The organism is Kribbella deserti (assembly GCF_042434725.1).
GTDB lineage: Bacteria > Actinomycetota > Actinomycetes > Propionibacteriales > Kribbellaceae > Kribbella > Kribbella deserti.
The window spans coordinates 333797-350344 of the sequence record NZ_JBHLTC010000030.1; the positions used below are offsets into that span (position 1 = coordinate 333797).

A 16548-nucleotide genomic window follows, 5' to 3' on the forward strand; every position below is an offset into this window, starting at 1 on the left:
GCCGGATGCGGGAAGACCTGGCAGGCACCATCGGCGAGATCCGGGAGGCGGGCCTGTACAAGGCCGAGCGGGTCATCACCTCGCCGCAGAGCTCGGCCATCTCCGTTGGCAGTGGCAACTTAGAGGGCAACAAGGTGCTGAACTTCTGCGCCAACAACTACCTCGGTCTGGCCGACCACCCCGAGGTGATCCAGGCGGCCAAGGACGCGCTGGACGAGTGGGGCTTCGGGATGGCGTCGGTGCGGTTCATCTGCGGCACCCAGGCGATCCACAAGCAGCTGGAAGATGCCCTGAGCAACTTCCTGGGCCAGGAGGACACGATCCTCTACAGCTCCTGCTTCGACGCGAACGGCGGGCTGTTCGAGACGCTGCTCGGTCCGGACGACGCGGTCATCTCCGACGAGCTGAACCACGCCAGCATCATCGACGGCATCCGGCTGTGCAAGGCCAAGCGCTACCGCTACAAGAACCGCGACATGGCCGACCTGGAGGCCCAGCTCAAGGACGCGGCCGACGCGCGGTACCGGCTGATCGCGACCGACGGCGTCTTCTCCATGGACGGGTACGTCGCCCCGCTGGACGAGATCTGCGACCTGGCCGAGCGGTACGACGCCCTGGTGATGGTGGATGACTCGCATGCCGTCGGCTTCGTCGGCCCGAACGGCGGCGGAACGCCCGAGCTGTTCGGCGTCAGCGACCGGGTGGACATCATCACCGGCACCCTCGGCAAGGCCCTCGGTGGCGCGTCGGGCGGTTACGTCTCCGCCCGACGGGAGATCGTCGAGCTGCTGCGCCAGCGGTCCCGCCCGTACCTGTTCTCGAACTCTCTCGCGCCCGCCGTCACCGCCGCCTCGCTGAAGGCGCTCGAGCTGATCGGTGCTTCGAGCGACCTCCGCGACCGGCTGAAGGCGAACACCGAGCGGTTCCGGACGAAGATGACCGAGGCCGGCTTCGACGTACTGCCCGGTGATCACCCGATTTCGCCCGTCATGATCGGCGACGCGGCCCAGGCCGGACGGCTTGCGGACAAGCTGCTCGAACTCGGCGTCTACGTCATCGGCTTCTCGTACCCGGTGGTTCCGCACGGCAAGGCCCGCATCCGGACCCAGCTCAGCGCGGCGCACACCGCCGAGGACATCGACCAGGTGGTCGCCGCCTTCATCGAGGCCCGCGCCGCCCTGGCCTAACGCCTGCCGCCGGACGCCGGTCTCAGGTAGGACCGCACCCTGTCCCGACGGACGAATTTTCATCTGGAGAGCCGTCGGGACGTACGTTTCGCCACCGGGCGGGCTGTCCTACGGTGCGCAGAAGTCGCCGAAGCGGAAGGGCAGTGGATGAAGGTCTACATCTCGGTCGATATGGAAGGCATCGCGGGAATCGCCACCCTCGATCAGGTGGTCCAGGGCCAGTCCGGCTACGTGGCCGCACAAGCGCTGATGACGGCCGAAACGAATGCCGCGATCCTCGGCGCGTACGAGGCGGGCGCAACCGAGGTGACGGTTAGCGACAGCCACGGCCGGATGGACAACCTCCTGCACGCTGAACTGGATCCGCGAGCCCGGCTGGTCTTCGGAACGCCGCGGGCGCAGTGCATGGCCCACGGCCTCACACCCGATCACGACGTCGCACTCTTCGTCGGGTACCACGCGCCGGGTGGAGCGCCTGGTGTGCTGGCACACACCTTCTCCTCGGAATTCGCTCGGATGCGCGTCAACGGGCTGGAGGTGTCCGAGGCCGAGGTGAACGCCTGGTACGCCGCCAGCCGTGGCGTGCCGGTTGGGCTGGTCACGGGCGACGACCAGATCTGCGGCCTGGTGACTCGTGTACTGCCCGGCGTCGGTACGGCGGAGGTCAAGACCGCTGAAGGCTGGAACGCCACGAACTCCCTGAGCCCGGTAGTGGCCCGGCAGCTGGTTCAGGAAGGTGCGGCGTTGGCAGTCGAGGGTGCGAGTTCGCTGCGCCTGTTGGCCGTTCCGGATGATCTGGTCGTTGAACTCGACCTGCAGATCCCGGAGGCGGCCGAGCTACTCGCGTTCATCCCTGGCTGCGAACGCCTCGGTGAGCTCACGGTCCGCCAGCAGGTCGGCGATATCGACGAGCTACTGGCCTTGATCACCGTCTGGTACGAACTCGCCGCCTCCGCACGGCGCGGACGCACCGCCCTCACCGCCCGCCGCTAGGCCCCGCCTTACGATGTCCAGCGTGGTGACGAACGCGCTGGACGAGGCGGCCGAGGTGTTCGGCGAAGTACGGCCTCGGTTGTTCGGGATCGCTTATCGCGTACTGGGAAGTTCCGCCGAGGCGGAGGACGTCGTACAGGACACCTGGCTGCGCTGGCAGGCCTACGAGCGGGAGACCGTTCGCGATCCCGTGGGCTTTCTCGTCACCACGACCACCCGGCTCGCGATCAACGTCGCGCGCTCGGCCCGGGTCCGGCGCGAGTCGTACGTCGGACCGTGGTTGCCCGAGCCGGTCGACACCAGCGCCGATCCGGCTCTCGGTGCCGAACGCGGTGAGGCGCTTGAAATGGCGGTGCTGATGCTGCTCGAGCGGTTGTCTCCCACCCAGCGAGCCGCCTACGTACTGCGCGAGGCCTTCGCCTATCCGTACGACCAGATCGCCGAGGTCATCCAGTCGACCGAGGCCAACGCCCGCCAACTGGTCAGCCGCGCGCGCAAGCAGCTCACCGCCGAGCAGCCCGAACGAGTCGCTCCGGCCGAGCACCGCCGGCTGCTGACCGCCTTCCTCGCCGCCGCGCGGGCGGGCGATCTGCCCGCGCTGGAGAAGCTCCTGGCCGCCGACGTCATCAGCTACTCCGACGGTGGCGGTCTGGCGCGGGCCACGAAGTTCCCGGTGGTCGGCCGGGACCACGTCAGCAAGTTCGTCCGGGCGTTCCACACCCGCTTCTGGGCCGACGCGACCATCACCTGGGTCGAGGCGAACGGCCGGGCCGCCGTACTGCTCCGGCGAGACGGCACGCCGTACGCCCTGGTCACCATCAGCGCGACCACCGAGGGCGTCGACCGCCTGATGTGGCTACTCAACCCAGAAAAACTCGAACCGATCAGCGCTTCCGGCGTCGCCTAAAACGGCTGACGGACAGCGGGAGCCGGCTCCGGCAAGGGGAAGAGGCCGAGGAAGCGCTTGACCCAGGTGCGGTCCCCGGTGATACGGACGGCGCCCTCGTCGATCGCGGTGGCGACGCTCTCGTCGCTCCAGAGCAACGCGTTGAGGGTGTCCGGGTCGGTTTCGATGATGGCGTCCGGCTGGTTCAGCACGCCACGGCGGATCCGGATCCGGTCGTCCGACAGCTCGATCCGGAAGCTGTCCTCGCCGAGCCGGAGCAGCAGCTTCGCGCTGGTTCCGCGGGCCCGCTGGGGATCGAACAATGCCTTGAGCGCGAGCATCAACGAGTCCACACTCATCGCCGCGTCGTGCTGCATCACCGGCGACCGCGCGCCCCAGCGCCCGAGTGCCTCGACCACCGGCTCGAGTTCCTGACCCCAATCTGTGAGCTCGTACACCCAGGCCGCGGCGGGCGGCGGCAGCTTGCGACGGTGCACGATGCCCGCCTCCTCCAGCTCACGCAACCGTTGCGTCAACACATTCGGGCTGGCGCCGGGCATCCCCGCGCGGAGATCGGTGAACCGCTTCGGGCCGAACATCAGCTCCCGCACTACCAGCAGCGCCCAGCGCTCACCCACGAGGTCCAGTGCATGAGCGGCAGCGCAGCCGTCGTCGTACTTGCGCTTGGTCGTCACCGCTTCACCTTATCAAGCAGTCCTAGCTTCGATCTTTATAGTTGTTTTTTAGGATTAGATGATCATATTGTAGAACTACAGGAGTCGCCGACAGGACCGCCTATTGCCCAAGGAGCCCGGAGATGTCCGACGACAAGCTCGACCAAAGCCAGTCACCTCAACCGTCGCAACAGCTCACGGCACCACCAGATCCGCGGCGTTGGAAGGTGCTGGCCCTGCTCGGCACGGCCTTCTTCATGGTCATCCTGGACGCGACGATCGTGCTGACGGCGATACCGGCGATGCAGCGCGAGCTGGAGTTCACCGTGGCGCAGGTGCAGTGGGTGCTGACCGGCTACGCGATCACCTTCGGCGGGTTGCTGCTGTTCTTCGGACGAGTGGCCGATCTGATCGGGAGACGCCGGGTGTTCCTCGCTGGAACCGCCTTGTTCGTCCTGTCGTCGCTCGTGTGCGGGATCGCGTGGACCGGTGAGCTCCTGATCTGGGCCCGCGCGGCGCAGGGGATTTCGGCAGCGATCATGGCACCGACCGCGCTGGCCATCGTTATCTCGATGTTCCGCGACCCGGCCGAGCGGAATCAGGCTCTCGGAATCTGGGGCGGCCTGGGCGGTATCGGCGCAACCGCGGGCCTCCTGCTCGGCGGCGTGATCACCTCCGGCCTCGGCTGGCAGTGGATCTTCTACCTCAACGTTCCGGTCGGTATAGCCATCTTCCTGCTCGTGCCGGTGCTGATCCGGGAAAGCCGCGACAGCGCGCAGACGAGTGGCGTGCGACGGTTCGATGTGCCGGGGGCAGTGGCTATCACCGGCGCGTTGTTGCTGCTGATCTACACCCTGACCAATGCCCCCGAAGACGGCTGGGTCAGCGGGACCACGGTCGCGCGATTCGCCGGCGTCGTGGCGTTGCTGGGGTTGTTCCTGCTGATCGAGTACCGCTCGGCCGCACCGCTCGTGCCGCTGCGGATCTTCCGGCTGCGCACACTCGTCACCGGCAACCTGGTGATTCTCGCCGTCGGACTCTCAGTGGACGGCATGTTGTTCCCATTGACGTTGTACGCCCAGGACGTGCTCGGTTATTCGGCCCTGCAGTTCGGTCTGGCCAGCGCGGTCATGAGCGTCATGTCGATCGCGGGCGCCATGGCCGGTCAGGCGGCCGTCGCCCGGCTGGGCCTTCGCCCGGTCGCCGTCGCCGCGCTGCTCCTGGTCGCGATCGGCTCGCTGTTGCTCGTCTCGGTGCCGACCGATGGCACGTTCCTCGGCGACTTGTTCTGGGGCCTGCTGATCTTCGGCCCGGGCCTGGGCGCCGCCTTCGTCGCCTCGCAGATCGCCGCGCTCGACGGCGTTGCCGAGCAGGAGTCCGGCCTCGCCGCCGGCCTGGTGGACACCTCCTTCAACATCGGCAGCGCCCTCGGCATCGCCATCGTCACCTCGGTCGCGGTCTCCACCGCGGCAGGAGCCACCGGCGGTGCGGAGACCGCCCTGACCGAGGGCGTGCAGGCAGGGTTTCTCGTCGCGGCCGTCTTCGCGGGCCTCGGTGTCCTCGCCGCGTTCTTCCTGCCCGGCCTGCCCAAGGCCTCCGCCAACCTCGAATCCATCGCATCGAAAGGACTTCTGCAATGACGAACAAGACCTTCGTGGTCCGCTACGAGACCAAGGACGCTGACGCGGCCAATGCGAACCAACGTCTCGTGGAGGCTGTCTTCGCCGAGCTCAACGCCGACGACCCGGGTGGCCTGCGCTACGCCACGTTCCGGTTGGCCGACGGCGTGACGTTCGTGCACGTCGCGGTCCACGAGACCGAGAAGAACGTACTCGAGGACAGCGCCGCCTTCCGCGACTTCCAGAAGACGATCGCCGAACGGGTGGCTGGCCCGCCGTCCTTCAGTGAAGCGACCCTGGTCGGCTCCTACCGGTTCCTCACGCCCGGCGCGTGAGGCCGTCCATCAGGGCCTGAGGATGTCGTCGAAGGCGTCAGTGCGTTGGTGGGCTTGCCAGGCGGTTACGTAGGGCGGGACGAGCCAGCGGGTTCGGCCGTGGCTTTCGGTGAAGGTGCCGGGGGCGGTGACCCAGGCTTTGGGGCCGCTTCGCAGCCGGCCGCCGATCGGGTCCAGCTGAGAGGCCGGTACGGAGAACGGCGTGAGGAAGAAGGACCAGCGCCGGGTTCGCGGGGCGATCGAGGTCGGGCAGCTTTCCTTGAGGCGATGGTGCAGGGGTGCGCCGAAGGCCGCGGGCAGTTCGATCACGTCGAACCGCGCCGTCACCAACGCGATGCCCCAGGGCTTGAACGACCACGCCGCGGCGGCCTCGTTCGGGTCCTCGACCACCCGGCCGTCGAGCAGGTGCGGATCCAGACAGTCGGCGCCGTGCCGGCACGGGCACACGCCATGACGCGGAATGGCGAGCCGGGCGACGGGCCACCCGTGCTCGACGTACTCGACCGCCAGCTGACGGGCTCTCGCTTCACGCACGCCAGCCCACCCCGAGCAGCAGGGAACTCGACGGAACCAGCTCGGGCTGATCGTCGGCCAGGCGCGAGCATTCGAGTGCGGTCGTGAGCGGGTCCGGATCAAGCAGTGAAGGCGGCAGCGGACCCGGGTCGCGATGCGCGTCGAGTACGACGGTGAGCCAGCCGCCCGGACCGGTCAGCCCGTGCAGCGTTACCGGCCGCAGCCCGGCGACGGTCAACTCCGTCCGCAGCACGGTGGTGCCGTGGTAGTGCGTGCTCGGAGCCATTCGCTCGTTGCCGGTGCTGTGCCCGTTGCGCAGGATGTCCTCGACCACCTCGCGGCGGCGGCTCAGCGTGTTCGCGAGGGCTGAGCCGATCAGGTTGGCGGTGCGGTTGATCGCGACCACCATCAGCAGGCCACCCGGCCGGAGAATACGGACCGCCTCGCTCAGCGCCTGGCGCCGGTCGGCGGCGTTGATCAGGTGGTACATCGGACCGGCCATCAGCACCGCGTCGTACGTCTCGTCGTGCCAGGGCAGCTCCCGCGCATCGCCGAGGATCGACGGTACGCCGGCGGCGCGGGCCTGTTCGATGTGCCGGGGCACCGGGTCGAGCAGGCCGACCGAATGGCCTTGCTCGATCATCCAGGCCGCGTGCGCGCCGGGACCGCCGCCGATATCGGCCACCCGGGCGGCCGGCCCGGGCAGGTATCTGGTCAGGAAATAGCGCAGGCGCTCGGTCTCGAGCCGGCCTTTCACGGTCGACGACAAGCGCGCCGACTCGTCCCATCGGGTGGTGTAGTGCTCCAGGATGTCGGCCGGTACCCGCGTTCGCGCGGTGTGCTGGGAATAGCTCACGATCGTTCCTCCAGGCGTTGGTCCGATCGAGTCTGGGCCGGGGCACCGGGGCATCGGGAGGGCAGATCGCGGGCAACTCGGGGCAGATCGACGTGGCTTTGTCGGTGCGGCCAGACATGATGGCGGCATGAGTCTTCTCTCGGCCCGTGCGGTCAACCGGGCAACGCTGGCGCGGCAGTTGCTGCTGGAGCGGGCCGACCTCACGCCGGCCGAGGCGGTCGGCCGCCTGGCCGGGATGCAGGGGCAGGAGCCCAAACATCCCTACGCAGGCCTATGGACCCGCCTGGCGGGTTTCGCCGCCACCGATCTCACCCACGCCGTGCACGAGCGCGAGGTGGTCCGGGCCACGTTTTTCCGCGGCACTTTGCACCTGGTCACCAAGGCCGACTACCTGGCCTTCCGGGGCACGCTCACGCCGGTGCTGGAGGCCGGGCTGAAGTTGCTCGGTGATCGCGCGGCCGGTCTCGACCAGGCCGCGGTCGTCGCCGCCGCGCGCAAGTTGCTGGCCGCTGGGCCGCTGACCTTCACCGAGATTCGCGACGCGCTGATCGAGCAGTTCCCCGAGGTGAACGATCGCGCCCTCGGCTTCACCACCCGGATGCTGGTTCCGCTCGTGATGGTGCCGACCGACACCCGCTGGGCCTACCCCGCGAATGCCCGGTTCACGCTCGCGGAGGACTGGCTCGGCAAGGCCCCCACGCCGGACGTCGTACCGAAGGATCTGGTCGAGCGCTACCTGCGCGCGTTCGGCCCGGCCACGCCTACCGACTTCCAGACCTGGTCCGGGCTGACGAAGGCGAAGGCGCTGTTCGACGCGTCCGAGCTGGAGCGGTTCAAGGATGAGAGCGGAAAGATCCTGTACGACCTACCGGATGCACCGCGGCCGGGCGAACACGTGGACGCGCCCGTCCGGTTCCTGCCCGAGTTCGACAATCTCCTGCTGGCACACGCGAAACGCGAGCGCATCATCGCGGATGAGCACCGCCCGGCCGTCTTCACGAAGAACCTGCGGATCAAGGCCACCTTCCTGGTGGACGGTCGAGTGGCCGGTCTGTGGACAGCGGACAAGAAGCGCGGCGTGGCGACGCTCACGCTGACGCCGTTCGGAAAACCCGGAAAACGTTCGGAATCCGAACTGGAGCGGGAAGGAACCGCCCTGCTGGAGTTCCTGGAGCCCGAAGCGAAGAGCCTTCAGGTGGTTACGGAACAACGATGAGGTTGTTGTCACACCCCGGATTCCTGGGCTCCGGCCCCGCGACCGCGTGAGATAGGAGGATGAGCACAGTCCCCCTAATTCCTCTGGACAACGGCGTCGAGATCCCCCAGCTGGGACTGGGCGTCTGGCAGGTCGATAACGAGGTCGCGCCCGAGGTCGTTTCCGCCGCGCTCGCGAGCGGCTACCGGCACATCGACACCGCGGCCATCTACGGCAACGAGGAAGGCGTCGGCCGCGCGCTGGCCGCCTCCGAACTGTCCCGGGACGAAATTTTCGTCACCACCAAACTCTGGAACGACGACCAGGGCTACGACTCCACGCTGAAGGCGTTCGACGCCAGCCTGGCCCGGCTCGGCCTGGAGTACGTCGACCTCTACCTGATCCACTGGCAGTCCCTGCAGCGCGACCTGTACGTCGAGACCTGGAAGGCCTTCGAGCAGTTGTACGCCGACAAGCGCGTGCGGGCCATCGGCGTCTCGAACTTCCATATCCCGGCCTTGCAGCGGTTGTTCAGCGAGACCGAGCTCCGCCCGGCGGTGAACCAGATCGAGCTGCACCCGGGCCTGCCGCAGGACGAACTGCGCGCGTTCAACGCCGAGAACGACATCGTCACCCAGGCCTGGAGCCCGCTGGCCCAGGGGCAGCTGCTGAGCAACCCGGTGCTGGCGGAGCTCGCGAAGAAGCACGGCAAGAGCCCGGCCCAGGTGGTGCTGCGCTGGCACCTCCAGCTCGGCAACGTGGTGATTCCGAAGTCGGTCACGCCGGCCCGGATCGCCGAGAACATCGACGTGTTCGACTTCCGGCTGGACAACGACGACATGGCCGCCATCGCCGATCTGGAAGACGGCAAGCGCACCGGCGGCGACCCGGACGTCTTCGGCTAAACCCTTCGCGGCGGTTGTGCTGGCCCGATCTGCCCTGTGATCTGCCCCGGTGTGGCCGGGGCAGGCCCGGGCAGCTCGGGGCAGATCGCGGCTCGTGGGACCCTGTCTGGTGTGATCGAGGTGCGCAGACTGCGGGTGTTGCGGGCGCTGGCCGACCACGGCACGGTGACTGCCGCGGCCGAGGTGCTGCACCTGACCCCGTCCGCGGTCTCGCAGCAACTGGCCGCGCTGGAGAGCGAGGTCGGCCAGGAGCTGCTGGAACGACGCGGCCGCCGGGTGGAGATCACCTCGGCAGGCCGCCTGCTGCTCCGGCACGCCGATACGATCCTCACCGAGGTCGAACGCGCCGAACAGGCCATGCGCGAACACGCCGACGGCACTACCGGTGAGCTCCGCGTCGCCGCCTTCGCCACCGCGATCAGCCTGCTGGTCGCGCCCTCGCTGATCCGCCTGCGCGAGTCGGCCCCCGGTCTGCGGGTGGTGGTCACCGACGCCGAAGGCCACGAGGGCATCACCCGTCTGCTCGACGGCGCGGTCGACATCGCCGTGGCGGTCGAGCACCGCGGTACACCCCGCCCCGACGACCACCGGGTGAGCCGGATCCCCTTGTACGCCGAGCCATTCGACGCCGTACTGCCCGCGGGCCATCGACTGGCCTCCGCCGAGGCCGTCGTACTGGCCGAGCTGGCGAGCGACGAGTGGATCACCCAGCCGGTCGGTAATCCCGTCCGCGACGTGGTCGCGATGGCCTGCGAACAGGCGGGTTTCGAACCACTGGTGGTGCACACCTCCGGCGACTTCCGGGCCGTCGCGGCGCTGGTCGCCACCGGCGCGGGGGTGGCCCTCGTTCCCCGGTTGGCGCTTCGCGGCGTCGATCTGGCCGGCGCCATCGCCGTACCCCTGGCCGAACCGGCACCGGTCCGCCGCGTCTTCGCCGCCGTACGCCGCGCGGGCGAAAGCCATCCGCTGATCGCCGCCACGCTGGAGGAATTCCGCAAGGCCGCTGCCGCGGTGTGACCCAGCTCATACAACCGCCGGCGCGCTCACACCGGTCTGTAGGCTGAGGGGTGGGCTGATGCGCACGCAGCAGGAGCAGCAGTACGTCGAGTACGTGACGGCCAGTCTGCCGTGGCTGCGCCGCCTCGCGCAGAACCTGTGCAAGGACTCCGCCCGCGTCGACGACATCGTCCAGGCCGCGATCACCAAGCGGTACGTGCACTGGCCGCAGGCACGACGGTCGGACCACCTGGACGCGTACGTCCGCAAGATCCTCGTCCGCGCGTTCCTGAACGAACGACGCCTACGGTGGAGCGACGTACAGCTGATCGCCGAACCGCCCGAGGCCGTCTCCCCGCCCGGCCGGGAGCTCGAGACCCGTGGGAGTAGCCCATGGCCATCGACGAGCGCGAAGCCACCCGGCTGCTTGCACCGCTTCGGACGGCTGGGACCGGCCAGTCCGGCGTAAGCGTTGACCAGGCGATCAGGGATGGCCGACGCAAGGTGCGAACTTGCCGAGGGCTTGCCGTTGTCACAGCCGCGGCGGCGGTTACGGCCGCCGTACTTGCTCCGGGGGTATTCGAGCGGGAAGACCAGTCTCTGCCCGGCGAACGTCGTCTCCCCGGCTCCTGGATCATTCGTCCTCATTCACCGGACTGGCGGGGAGAAGATCCAGAAGCTGACGCTGCTCGACACGTCGCCGGGCGCCCTGGGAACCGCGGTCGACGTCACCTTGTGGGCGCCGGGCGAAACGGCCACCTGGGGTGGCGCCGCCTGGCGGCAGACGGGTGAGCCGGCCGAGCCGATCAACGGAAGGCCGGCGTTCTGGCTGTCGCTGTCCGGAGTGCCGGATCGGGCCTTCCTTGCTTGGCAGCGCGCCGACAACGGCTGGGCGATCGCCCAGATGCGCGGCCCACGCTCCGCCCGCGAACCTCTCGCGGCCCTTGCCGCCAATACCCGCCTGATCAGCTGGAAGCGGTAGGAGTCCTCAGTTGTTGCCGGTGGCCGCTAGGCGGTCGGCGGCGGTGCGGGCGATTCGTTCGACGATTGACGCCGCCATTCCGTTGCCGGGCACACGCACGGCGGTAACGCTGATCAGGTTCCGGAACTGGCTCACGGCGTAGCTGTGGCTCACGCCGTCCGGACGCGGGTCGGACCAGCGCAGGATCCGAACCTGCTCAATCCCGCGGTCCTCGACAAGCTTCGGTCCCGAACCGCGTATTGGCTGGCACAGCCGGATCGCGCCAACCACCTTCTTGTACGCCGCAGCGGCCACGGACTGCTCGTCGTACTCGGTGACCCACTGACCGGCCTGCGCGCTGCGGTTCGGGCTCGGCCTGGCAGGCCGTGAGGGCCGCGACGGCTGCTAGTGCGGGGATCAGTCTCGTACGCATACTCGTCCAGCTCTCTTCGTCGGCCTGTCCTGTCACTGCGGTGACGCGCCCGGAAGAGAGTTCGGTTGCACGCCGGACCAGGCTCGCGGCAGCTTAGGTGCGGCGGCGGCCATCGAGGCCGACGGTGGAGAGGCGGGCGATGACCGTACGTGGGGTGTAGCGCGCGAAAGCGGTGATGACCTTGTAGCGCAGGCTCGGCACCGAGACGGCCTTGCCCTTCATCAGGTCCGCCCAGGCGGCATCGACCAGTTCGTCCGCGTTGAGCCACATGAAGGACGGGATGATCGTCTTGTCCATGCCCATGCGCTCGTGGAACTCCGTGTGCACGAACCCGGGACACAACGCCATCACCGCAACGCCCTTGGACCGGAGCTCGACCGCCAGGCCCTCGGAGAAATTCGTCACCCAGGCCTTGTGCGCGCTGTAGCTGCCGCGCTGCACGAACCCGGCCACGGACGACACGTTGATGACCGCACCCGAACCACGGCTGATCATCGGCAGCACCGCCGCGTGCGTGAGCCGCAGTACCGCCCGCACGAGCAGGTCGAACTGCTTCTCCTCCTGCTCGATCGTGTTGGCCCAGAACGGCTTCTTCGCGCCGAACCCGGCGTTGTTCACCAGCACCTCGACCGGGCGTGCCTCGTCCCCGAGCCGCTCCTCCACCTCCGCGAGCTGGGCCGGGTTGGTCAGATCGGCCGCGAGCACCTCGCAGTCGACACCAGCCCGGCCACTGATCTCGGCGGCGATCTCGTTCAGCCGTTCCTTGTCCCGCGCGACCAGCACCAGGTCATAACCATCCGCCGCCAGCTTGTCCGCGAACGCCCGCCCGATCCCCGCCGTAGGTCCCGTGATCAACGCAGTAGCCATACCGCCAGTCTGTCACTCCTTGACGGCGCCGGCGGTTAGGCCTTCGACGATGTAGCGGCTGGCGAAGGCGAAGAGGACCATGGTGGGGAGGATGCTCAGGACGGCGGCGGCCGACATGGAGCCCCAGTCGATGTTGAAGCTGCTGATGAAACCGTTCAGGGCGGCCGGCACGGTTTTGTTGCTGTCGCTGTTCAGCAGCGTGACCGAGAGGAACAGCTCGTTCCAGCAGTTCACGAAGTTGAAGATGTACGACGCCGCGATGCCCGGCGTCATCACCGGTACGAGTACGCGGAACAACGCGGACAGCCGGGAACACCCGTCGACCATGGCGGCCTCTTCGAGTGAGGCCGGCACGTTCTCGAAGAAGCCGCGCAACATCACCGTGCACAACGGGATCGAGACCGCGACGTACACCAGCATGAGGCCCCAGCGGCTGTCGACCAGGTACATCCGGGTCATCAGCACGTAGAGCGCCCCGAGCGCGATGAAGCCCGGGATCATCTGCGTCACCAGGAACGCGCCCATCACCGCGCCCTTGGTGCGGAACTCGAACCGCGCCAGTACGTAGGCCGACAGCAACGACACCACGGTCGCGAGGGCCGCCGCGACGGTTGACACCAGCAGGCTGTTGCCGAGGTAGATCGCGAAGTTCGACTGCTCGAACAGGCCGGTGTAGTTGTCCAGCGACCACTTCTCCGGCCAGTACCGCAAGGGATAGGCGAAGATCGTGCCCGGGTCTTTGAACGACGTGACGAGGATCCAGTACAGCGGGAAGATCGTTATCAGCAGGCAGATCCCCAGCCCGGTGTACTTGACGATCCGGCCGGCGGTGGACTCGTCGCGGATCATGCCGCCACCACCTTTCGCTTGGTATCGCGGGGGCGAATCGCCATCAGGTAGAAGACGGCGAACACCATCAGTACGAAGACCACCATCAGGCCCATCGCCGAGGCGCGGCCGTAGTCGCCCTCCTGGGTCACCTGGATCATGTACGACGTGACGATGTGGGTCTCGTTCGCGGGACCACCACCGGTCATACCGAAGATCAGCTCGGGTGAGTTGAAGATCCAGATCACTCGCAGCAACACGGTCAGCGCGAGTGTCGAGCGGATCGACGGGATGGTGATGCTGAACAACGTACGGACCTTGCCGGCGCCGTCGATCGCGGAGGCCTCGTACAGTTCGTCGGGTACGGACTGCAGCGCGGCCAGGATCATGATGGCGAAGAAAGTGACGCCGTACCAGACGTTCGCGATGATTACCGCGACCATCGCGTAGCGGGCGTCGGCCAGCCAGGGCACCGGGCTGTCGATCAGGTTCGTCTTCATCAGCAGGTCGTTGACAACGCCGAACTCACCGTTGAACATCCAGCGGAACAGGATGCCGATCAGGAAGCCTGACACGGCCCACGGGAAGAACACCAGCGCCTGGTACGTGCCGCGGAACCGGAACTTGCGCCGCAGCCACAGCGCCATCGTGAAGCCGATCAGGAACTGCGGCACCAGCGAACCGATCACCCACACGATCGAGTTCGTCACCGTGCCGCGGAACATGTCGTCGCCCAGTAGCGTCCGGAAGTTCTTCAGGCCGGCCCAAGAGGTGTCACTCAGGTCATTCAGGTTGTAGTTCCTGAAGGCCATCTGGACGCCCTGCAGCAGCGGGTAGAACGTGAAGAGCCCGACGAACACCAACGCGGGCAGCATGAAGGCAAGTAGGACCAAGCCGGTCCGGCCGGTGAACTGCTTCCGGCCGGACACGGATTTTGTGGCGGCCATAGATCAGTTACCGGCCCACTTCTTCGTCCAGTACTCGTCCCAGCCCTTGAGGATCTCCGCCGGCTGGGCCTTGCCCGTGATCAGCTTCTGCACTTCGCTGTCGGCCTTGTTCTCCCACTCGGTGGACCAGGCGACACCGCGCGGCTGCGTCACCACGATGTATGTGTCGGGCGACTCGTTCATGGCGACGTACGACGCCCACGGGCCGTCCTTGAAGTACGGGTCGTCCGCGGCGCTCTTGAGGATCGGAACCAGGCTGTTCTCCTTGGAGAACGTCATAGCCGCGTCACCCGACGTCAGGAACTTCACCAGCTTCACGGCCTCGGGCTTATGCGTACTGCCCTCGGCGACTCCCCAGCCGGCGTTGGCCAGCGGCTGGGCGGCCTTACCGGAAGGACCGACCGGTAGCGGCGCCGTACCCCACTGGTCTTCCTTGATCGACTTGGACTCCTTGACGGTCGCGATGACCTCCGGGTCCTGCAGCAGGAATCCCGTGGTTCCGGACGTGAAGCCCTGCACCATCTCGGGATAGCCCCAGCTGACCGACGAAGGCGGCGAGGCCGTCTTGAACAGGTCAAGGTACGTCGTGAGCGCGTCGACGGCCTTCGGCGACGAGAAGATCGTCTTGCCGTTGGTGAGCTTGAACGCGTTGTCCCGGTTGATTTCGTCGATCACGTACGCCGAGATGACCGCGATCGCGTTACCGCTCGCGCCCTTGCCGCCGCGGAACGAGTAGCCGTAGCGGTTCTTGGACGGGTCGTTGATCTTCTTCGCCTGCTCGGCCAGGTCGGTCCAGCTCTTCGGCGGACCGCTGAAACCGGCCTGCTGGATCAGGTCCTTCCGATAGAACAGGGAGAGGCCGTAGAAGCCGTACGGCACCATGTACGACTTGCCGCCTTGTTGCGCCACCTTGAGGGCGTTGGGCGTCAGGGCGTCGAGACCCTCCCAGCCCTTCAACTCCGGGGACATGTCGTAGATCCACTTGTTGCTGGTGAACGGGCCTACGGTCGAGTCGCGCACCTCCAGCACGTCCACGCCCTTACCGGACTGCAGCATCTGCTGGATCTTCTGGTCGGCCTGGTTCGTCGGCGGCGAGATCAGTTGCACCTTGATCCCGGCGTTGGCCTTCTCGAAGTCGGCGATCAGCTTTTTCAGCAAAGCCGTCCGGGTCGGGTTGGTCAGGCTCTCGACCATCTGCAAGGTGGTGCCCTCGCTGGCCCTCTCGGCCGGGCCGGGGCCGCAGGCGGTCACTGCCAAGGCGGCCACGGAAAGAGCTGCGAGTAACTTCACTGGTCGGTACCGCATGCTTGTTCTCCTCCGGGTGGACGACGCGCAGGGTGCGGGGGAACCCATCGGACATCTGATGAATCTGCGTGCCGTCTCAGCACACTAACCAGATTTGCGCTTCCTGGGTAGCCATGTGATCACAAGGTGACCGATAGTGGTCTGAGGACTTACCCTCGTCAACGCGATATGGTGACGAGGCTCGAGAGTGGAGGTGGACCGGATGGCGGCGACGGACAAGGCCCTGGCCGGGCTACGGCAGATGATTGCGTCCGGTGCCATCGGGCCGGGCGAGCAGTTCCCGCCCGAGCCCGAGCTGTGTGACCGGCTCGGCGTCTCCCGGAGCTCCCTGCGCGAAGCGGCCCGGTCACTGGCGGCGCTTGGCGTCATCGAGTCGCGGCACGGCTCCGGCACGTACGTGTCGGCGCTGGATCCGGCGGAGATCATCAGCCGGTTCTCGCTGTCGGTGGAGCTGATTCCACTCGAAGGCGTTCTGCAGTTGCTGGAGGTACGACGCGTGCTGGAGTCACACGCGACGGCCGCGGCGGCAGCGAGGCAAGACCCGGAGCTGGAGGCCCATCTCGGCGCGATCCTCGATCAGCTCGAGGCGACCACCGACGCGGCGGAGATCCAGGCACTGGACGCGGAATTCCATGGCGCGATCTGCCGGGCCGGCGGGAATCCGACCGTCACGGCGCTCACCGGCGTGATCCGAGGACGCGGCGGGCATTACCGGATCTTCGAGCCGGGCGAAGAGTTCGACGCGATCAAGCAGACGAGCGATCGCGGCCATCGCGCGATCCTCGCGGCCATCGCAACCCGCGACCCCGCCGCCGCGGCCACAGCCGCCTCCGCCCACATCGCCCAAACCGAACTCTGGCTCCGAGCCCTCCGCCCCACCCCCAAAATCTGACCACCTCCCGCGGCGTGTCGAGGTTCATCGGACCCTTGTGACGCGGCGTGTCGGGGTTCATCGGACGCTTGTGACCAATTGGGCACAAGCGACCAGCTGCTTCCGTGCCAGCCCGAATCCAAGGCCTGCCGCCAGCAGAGGTCACAAGCGTCCGAT

The 16548-nt window shown here is 67.5% G+C and carries 19 protein-coding genes; 11 read left to right on the forward strand and 8 right to left on the reverse strand.

Features of this window, described 5'->3' with window-relative positions:
• Positions 1-5 precede the first annotated feature (5 nt).
• From ACFFGN_RS24285 to ACFFGN_RS24295, 3 genes are all read left to right on the forward strand, one after another.
• Entirely contained in the window at positions 6-1187 is a 1182-nt protein-coding gene (locus ACFFGN_RS24285) for a glycine C-acetyltransferase (protein ID WP_380051697.1), read from the forward strand.
• A gap of 147 nt (positions 1188-1334) precedes the next feature.
• The gene (locus ACFFGN_RS24290) at positions 1335-2180 is read left to right on the forward strand and encodes a M55 family metallopeptidase (protein WP_380051618.1); all 846 of its coding nucleotides are present in this window, start codon (positions 1335-1337) and stop codon (positions 2178-2180) included.
• Between the two features lie 22 nt (positions 2181-2202).
• Entirely contained in the window at positions 2203-3087 is an 885-nt protein-coding gene (locus ACFFGN_RS24295; RefSeq protein WP_380051620.1) for an RNA polymerase sigma-70 factor, read from the forward strand.
• Here ACFFGN_RS24295 and ACFFGN_RS24300 read toward each other — a convergent pair.
• Positions 3084-3761 (reverse strand): winged helix-turn-helix transcriptional regulator, encoded by a 678-nt coding sequence (locus tag ACFFGN_RS24300; protein WP_380051622.1) that lies wholly within the window; start codon positions 3759-3761, stop codon positions 3084-3086. The two genes, ACFFGN_RS24295 and ACFFGN_RS24300, sit on opposite strands and share 4 nt — an antisense overlap.
• 122 nt (positions 3762-3883) lie before the next feature.
• Between ACFFGN_RS24300 and ACFFGN_RS24305 the strand changes: the two genes are divergently transcribed.
• Together ACFFGN_RS24305 and ACFFGN_RS24310 are read left to right on the forward strand one after the other, a co-directional pair.
• Complete coding sequence (locus tag ACFFGN_RS24305; protein ID WP_380051624.1) at positions 3884-5380, forward strand: MFS transporter; 1497 nt, start codon at positions 3884-3886, stop codon at positions 5378-5380.
• The gene (locus ACFFGN_RS24310; RefSeq protein WP_380051626.1) at positions 5377-5694 is read left to right on the forward strand and encodes a hypothetical protein; all 318 of its coding nucleotides are present in this window, start codon (positions 5377-5379) and stop codon (positions 5692-5694) included. Before ACFFGN_RS24305 ends, ACFFGN_RS24310 begins: the two co-directional genes overlap by 4 nt.
• Positions 5695-5703: 9 nt before the next feature.
• Here ACFFGN_RS24310 and ACFFGN_RS24315 read toward each other — a convergent pair whose 3' ends face one another.
• The gene (locus ACFFGN_RS24315; RefSeq protein WP_380051628.1) at positions 5704-6228 is read right to left on the reverse strand and encodes a bifunctional DNA primase/polymerase; all 525 of its coding nucleotides are present in this window, start codon (positions 6226-6228) and stop codon (positions 5704-5706) included.
• Positions 6221-7063 (reverse strand): class I SAM-dependent methyltransferase, encoded by an 843-nt coding sequence (locus ACFFGN_RS24320; RefSeq protein WP_380051630.1) that lies wholly within the window; start codon positions 7061-7063, stop codon positions 6221-6223. Before ACFFGN_RS24320 ends, ACFFGN_RS24315 begins: the two co-directional genes overlap by 8 nt.
• Positions 7064-7190: 127 nt before the next feature.
• Between ACFFGN_RS24320 and ACFFGN_RS24325 the strand changes: the two genes are divergently transcribed.
• The 5 genes from ACFFGN_RS24325 to ACFFGN_RS24345 all read left to right on the forward strand — a co-directional run bounded on the left by ACFFGN_RS24325 (position 7191) and on the right by ACFFGN_RS24345 (position 11141).
• Entirely contained in the window at positions 7191-8279 is a 1089-nt protein-coding gene (locus ACFFGN_RS24325) for a winged helix DNA-binding domain-containing protein (protein WP_380051632.1), read from the forward strand.
• A gap of 59 nt (positions 8280-8338) precedes the next feature.
• Positions 8339-9163, forward strand: a complete 825-nt coding sequence (locus ACFFGN_RS24330; RefSeq protein ID WP_380051634.1) for an aldo/keto reductase — start codon at positions 8339-8341, stop codon at positions 9161-9163.
• 111 nt (positions 9164-9274) lie between these two features.
• Positions 9275-10180: a LysR family transcriptional regulator gene (locus ACFFGN_RS24335; RefSeq protein ID WP_380051636.1), complete on the forward strand. Its 906-nt coding sequence runs from the start codon at positions 9275-9277 to the stop codon at positions 10178-10180.
• A gap of 58 nt (positions 10181-10238) precedes the next feature.
• The gene (locus tag ACFFGN_RS24340) at positions 10239-10628 is read left to right on the forward strand and encodes an RNA polymerase sigma factor (RefSeq protein WP_380051638.1); all 390 of its coding nucleotides are present in this window, start codon (positions 10239-10241) and stop codon (positions 10626-10628) included.
• A 21-nt stretch (positions 10629-10649) separates the two neighbouring features.
• Complete coding sequence (locus ACFFGN_RS24345; RefSeq protein ID WP_380051640.1) at positions 10650-11141, forward strand: hypothetical protein; 492 nt, start codon at positions 10650-10652, stop codon at positions 11139-11141.
• Between the two features lie 6 nt (positions 11142-11147).
• Here the strand turns inward: ACFFGN_RS24345 and ACFFGN_RS24350 are convergent, their stop codons facing one another.
• From ACFFGN_RS24350 to ACFFGN_RS24370, 5 genes are all read right to left on the reverse strand, one after another.
• On the reverse strand, positions 11148-11435 hold the full coding sequence (locus ACFFGN_RS24350) for a hypothetical protein (protein ID WP_380051642.1): 288 nt from the start codon (positions 11433-11435) through the stop codon (positions 11148-11150).
• A gap of 211 nt (positions 11436-11646) precedes the next feature.
• A complete protein-coding gene (locus ACFFGN_RS24355; protein WP_380051644.1) occupies positions 11647-12420 on the reverse strand; it encodes an SDR family NAD(P)-dependent oxidoreductase in 774 nt (257 codons plus the stop codon).
• A 12-nt stretch (positions 12421-12432) separates the two neighbouring features.
• Positions 12433-13269, reverse strand: a complete 837-nt coding sequence (locus tag ACFFGN_RS24360; RefSeq protein WP_380051646.1) for a carbohydrate ABC transporter permease — start codon at positions 13267-13269, stop codon at positions 12433-12435.
• Positions 13266-14195 (reverse strand): carbohydrate ABC transporter permease, encoded by a 930-nt coding sequence (locus tag ACFFGN_RS24365; protein WP_380051648.1) that lies wholly within the window; start codon positions 14193-14195, stop codon positions 13266-13268. Before ACFFGN_RS24365 ends, ACFFGN_RS24360 begins: the two co-directional genes overlap by 4 nt.
• Positions 14196-14198: 3 nt before the next feature.
• Entirely contained in the window at positions 14199-15500 is a 1302-nt protein-coding gene (locus ACFFGN_RS24370; protein WP_380051650.1) for an ABC transporter substrate-binding protein, read from the reverse strand.
• Between the two features lie 202 nt (positions 15501-15702).
• On the opposite strand from ACFFGN_RS24370, the gene ACFFGN_RS24375 reads away from it, so the two are divergent.
• The gene (locus tag ACFFGN_RS24375; RefSeq protein WP_380051652.1) at positions 15703-16392 is read left to right on the forward strand and encodes a FadR/GntR family transcriptional regulator; all 690 of its coding nucleotides are present in this window, start codon (positions 15703-15705) and stop codon (positions 16390-16392) included.
• Positions 16393-16548: the final 156 nt, after the last annotated feature.

What these genes read in the sequence shown, in the direction of transcription:
- ACFFGN_RS24375 (WP_380051652.1), top strand. Translation starts at nt 15,703, where the DNA reads ATGGCGGCGACGGACAAGGCCCTGGCCGGGCTACGGCAGATGATTGCG.
- ACFFGN_RS24360 (WP_380051646.1), bottom strand. Translation starts at nt 13,269, where the DNA reads ATGATCCGCGACGAGTCCACCGCCGGCCGGATCGTCAAGTACACCGGG.
- ACFFGN_RS24355 (WP_380051644.1), bottom strand. Translation starts at nt 12,420, where the DNA reads ATGGCTACTGCGTTGATCACGGGACCTACGGCGGGGATCGGGCGGGCG.
- ACFFGN_RS24325 (WP_380051632.1), top strand. Translation starts at nt 7,191, where the DNA reads ATGAGTCTTCTCTCGGCCCGTGCGGTCAACCGGGCAACGCTGGCGCGG.
- ACFFGN_RS24290 (WP_380051618.1), top strand. Translation starts at nt 1,335, where the DNA reads ATGAAGGTCTACATCTCGGTCGATATGGAAGGCATCGCGGGAATCGCC.
- ACFFGN_RS24305 (WP_380051624.1), top strand. Translation starts at nt 3,884, where the DNA reads ATGTCCGACGACAAGCTCGACCAAAGCCAGTCACCTCAACCGTCGCAA.
- ACFFGN_RS24330 (WP_380051634.1), top strand. Translation starts at nt 8,339, where the DNA reads ATGAGCACAGTCCCCCTAATTCCTCTGGACAACGGCGTCGAGATCCCC.
- ACFFGN_RS24345 (WP_380051640.1), top strand. Translation starts at nt 10,650, where the DNA reads ATGGCCGACGCAAGGTGCGAACTTGCCGAGGGCTTGCCGTTGTCACAG.
- ACFFGN_RS24285 (WP_380051697.1), top strand. Translation starts at nt 6, where the DNA reads ATGCGGGAAGACCTGGCAGGCACCATCGGCGAGATCCGGGAGGCGGGC.
- ACFFGN_RS24310 (WP_380051626.1), top strand. Translation starts at nt 5,377, where the DNA reads ATGACGAACAAGACCTTCGTGGTCCGCTACGAGACCAAGGACGCTGAC.
- ACFFGN_RS24365 (WP_380051648.1), bottom strand. Translation starts at nt 14,195, where the DNA reads ATGGCCGCCACAAAATCCGTGTCCGGCCGGAAGCAGTTCACCGGCCGG.
- ACFFGN_RS24340 (WP_380051638.1), top strand. Translation starts at nt 10,239, where the DNA reads ATGCGCACGCAGCAGGAGCAGCAGTACGTCGAGTACGTGACGGCCAGT.
- ACFFGN_RS24370 (WP_380051650.1), bottom strand. Translation starts at nt 15,500, where the DNA reads ATGCGGTACCGACCAGTGAAGTTACTCGCAGCTCTTTCCGTGGCCGCC.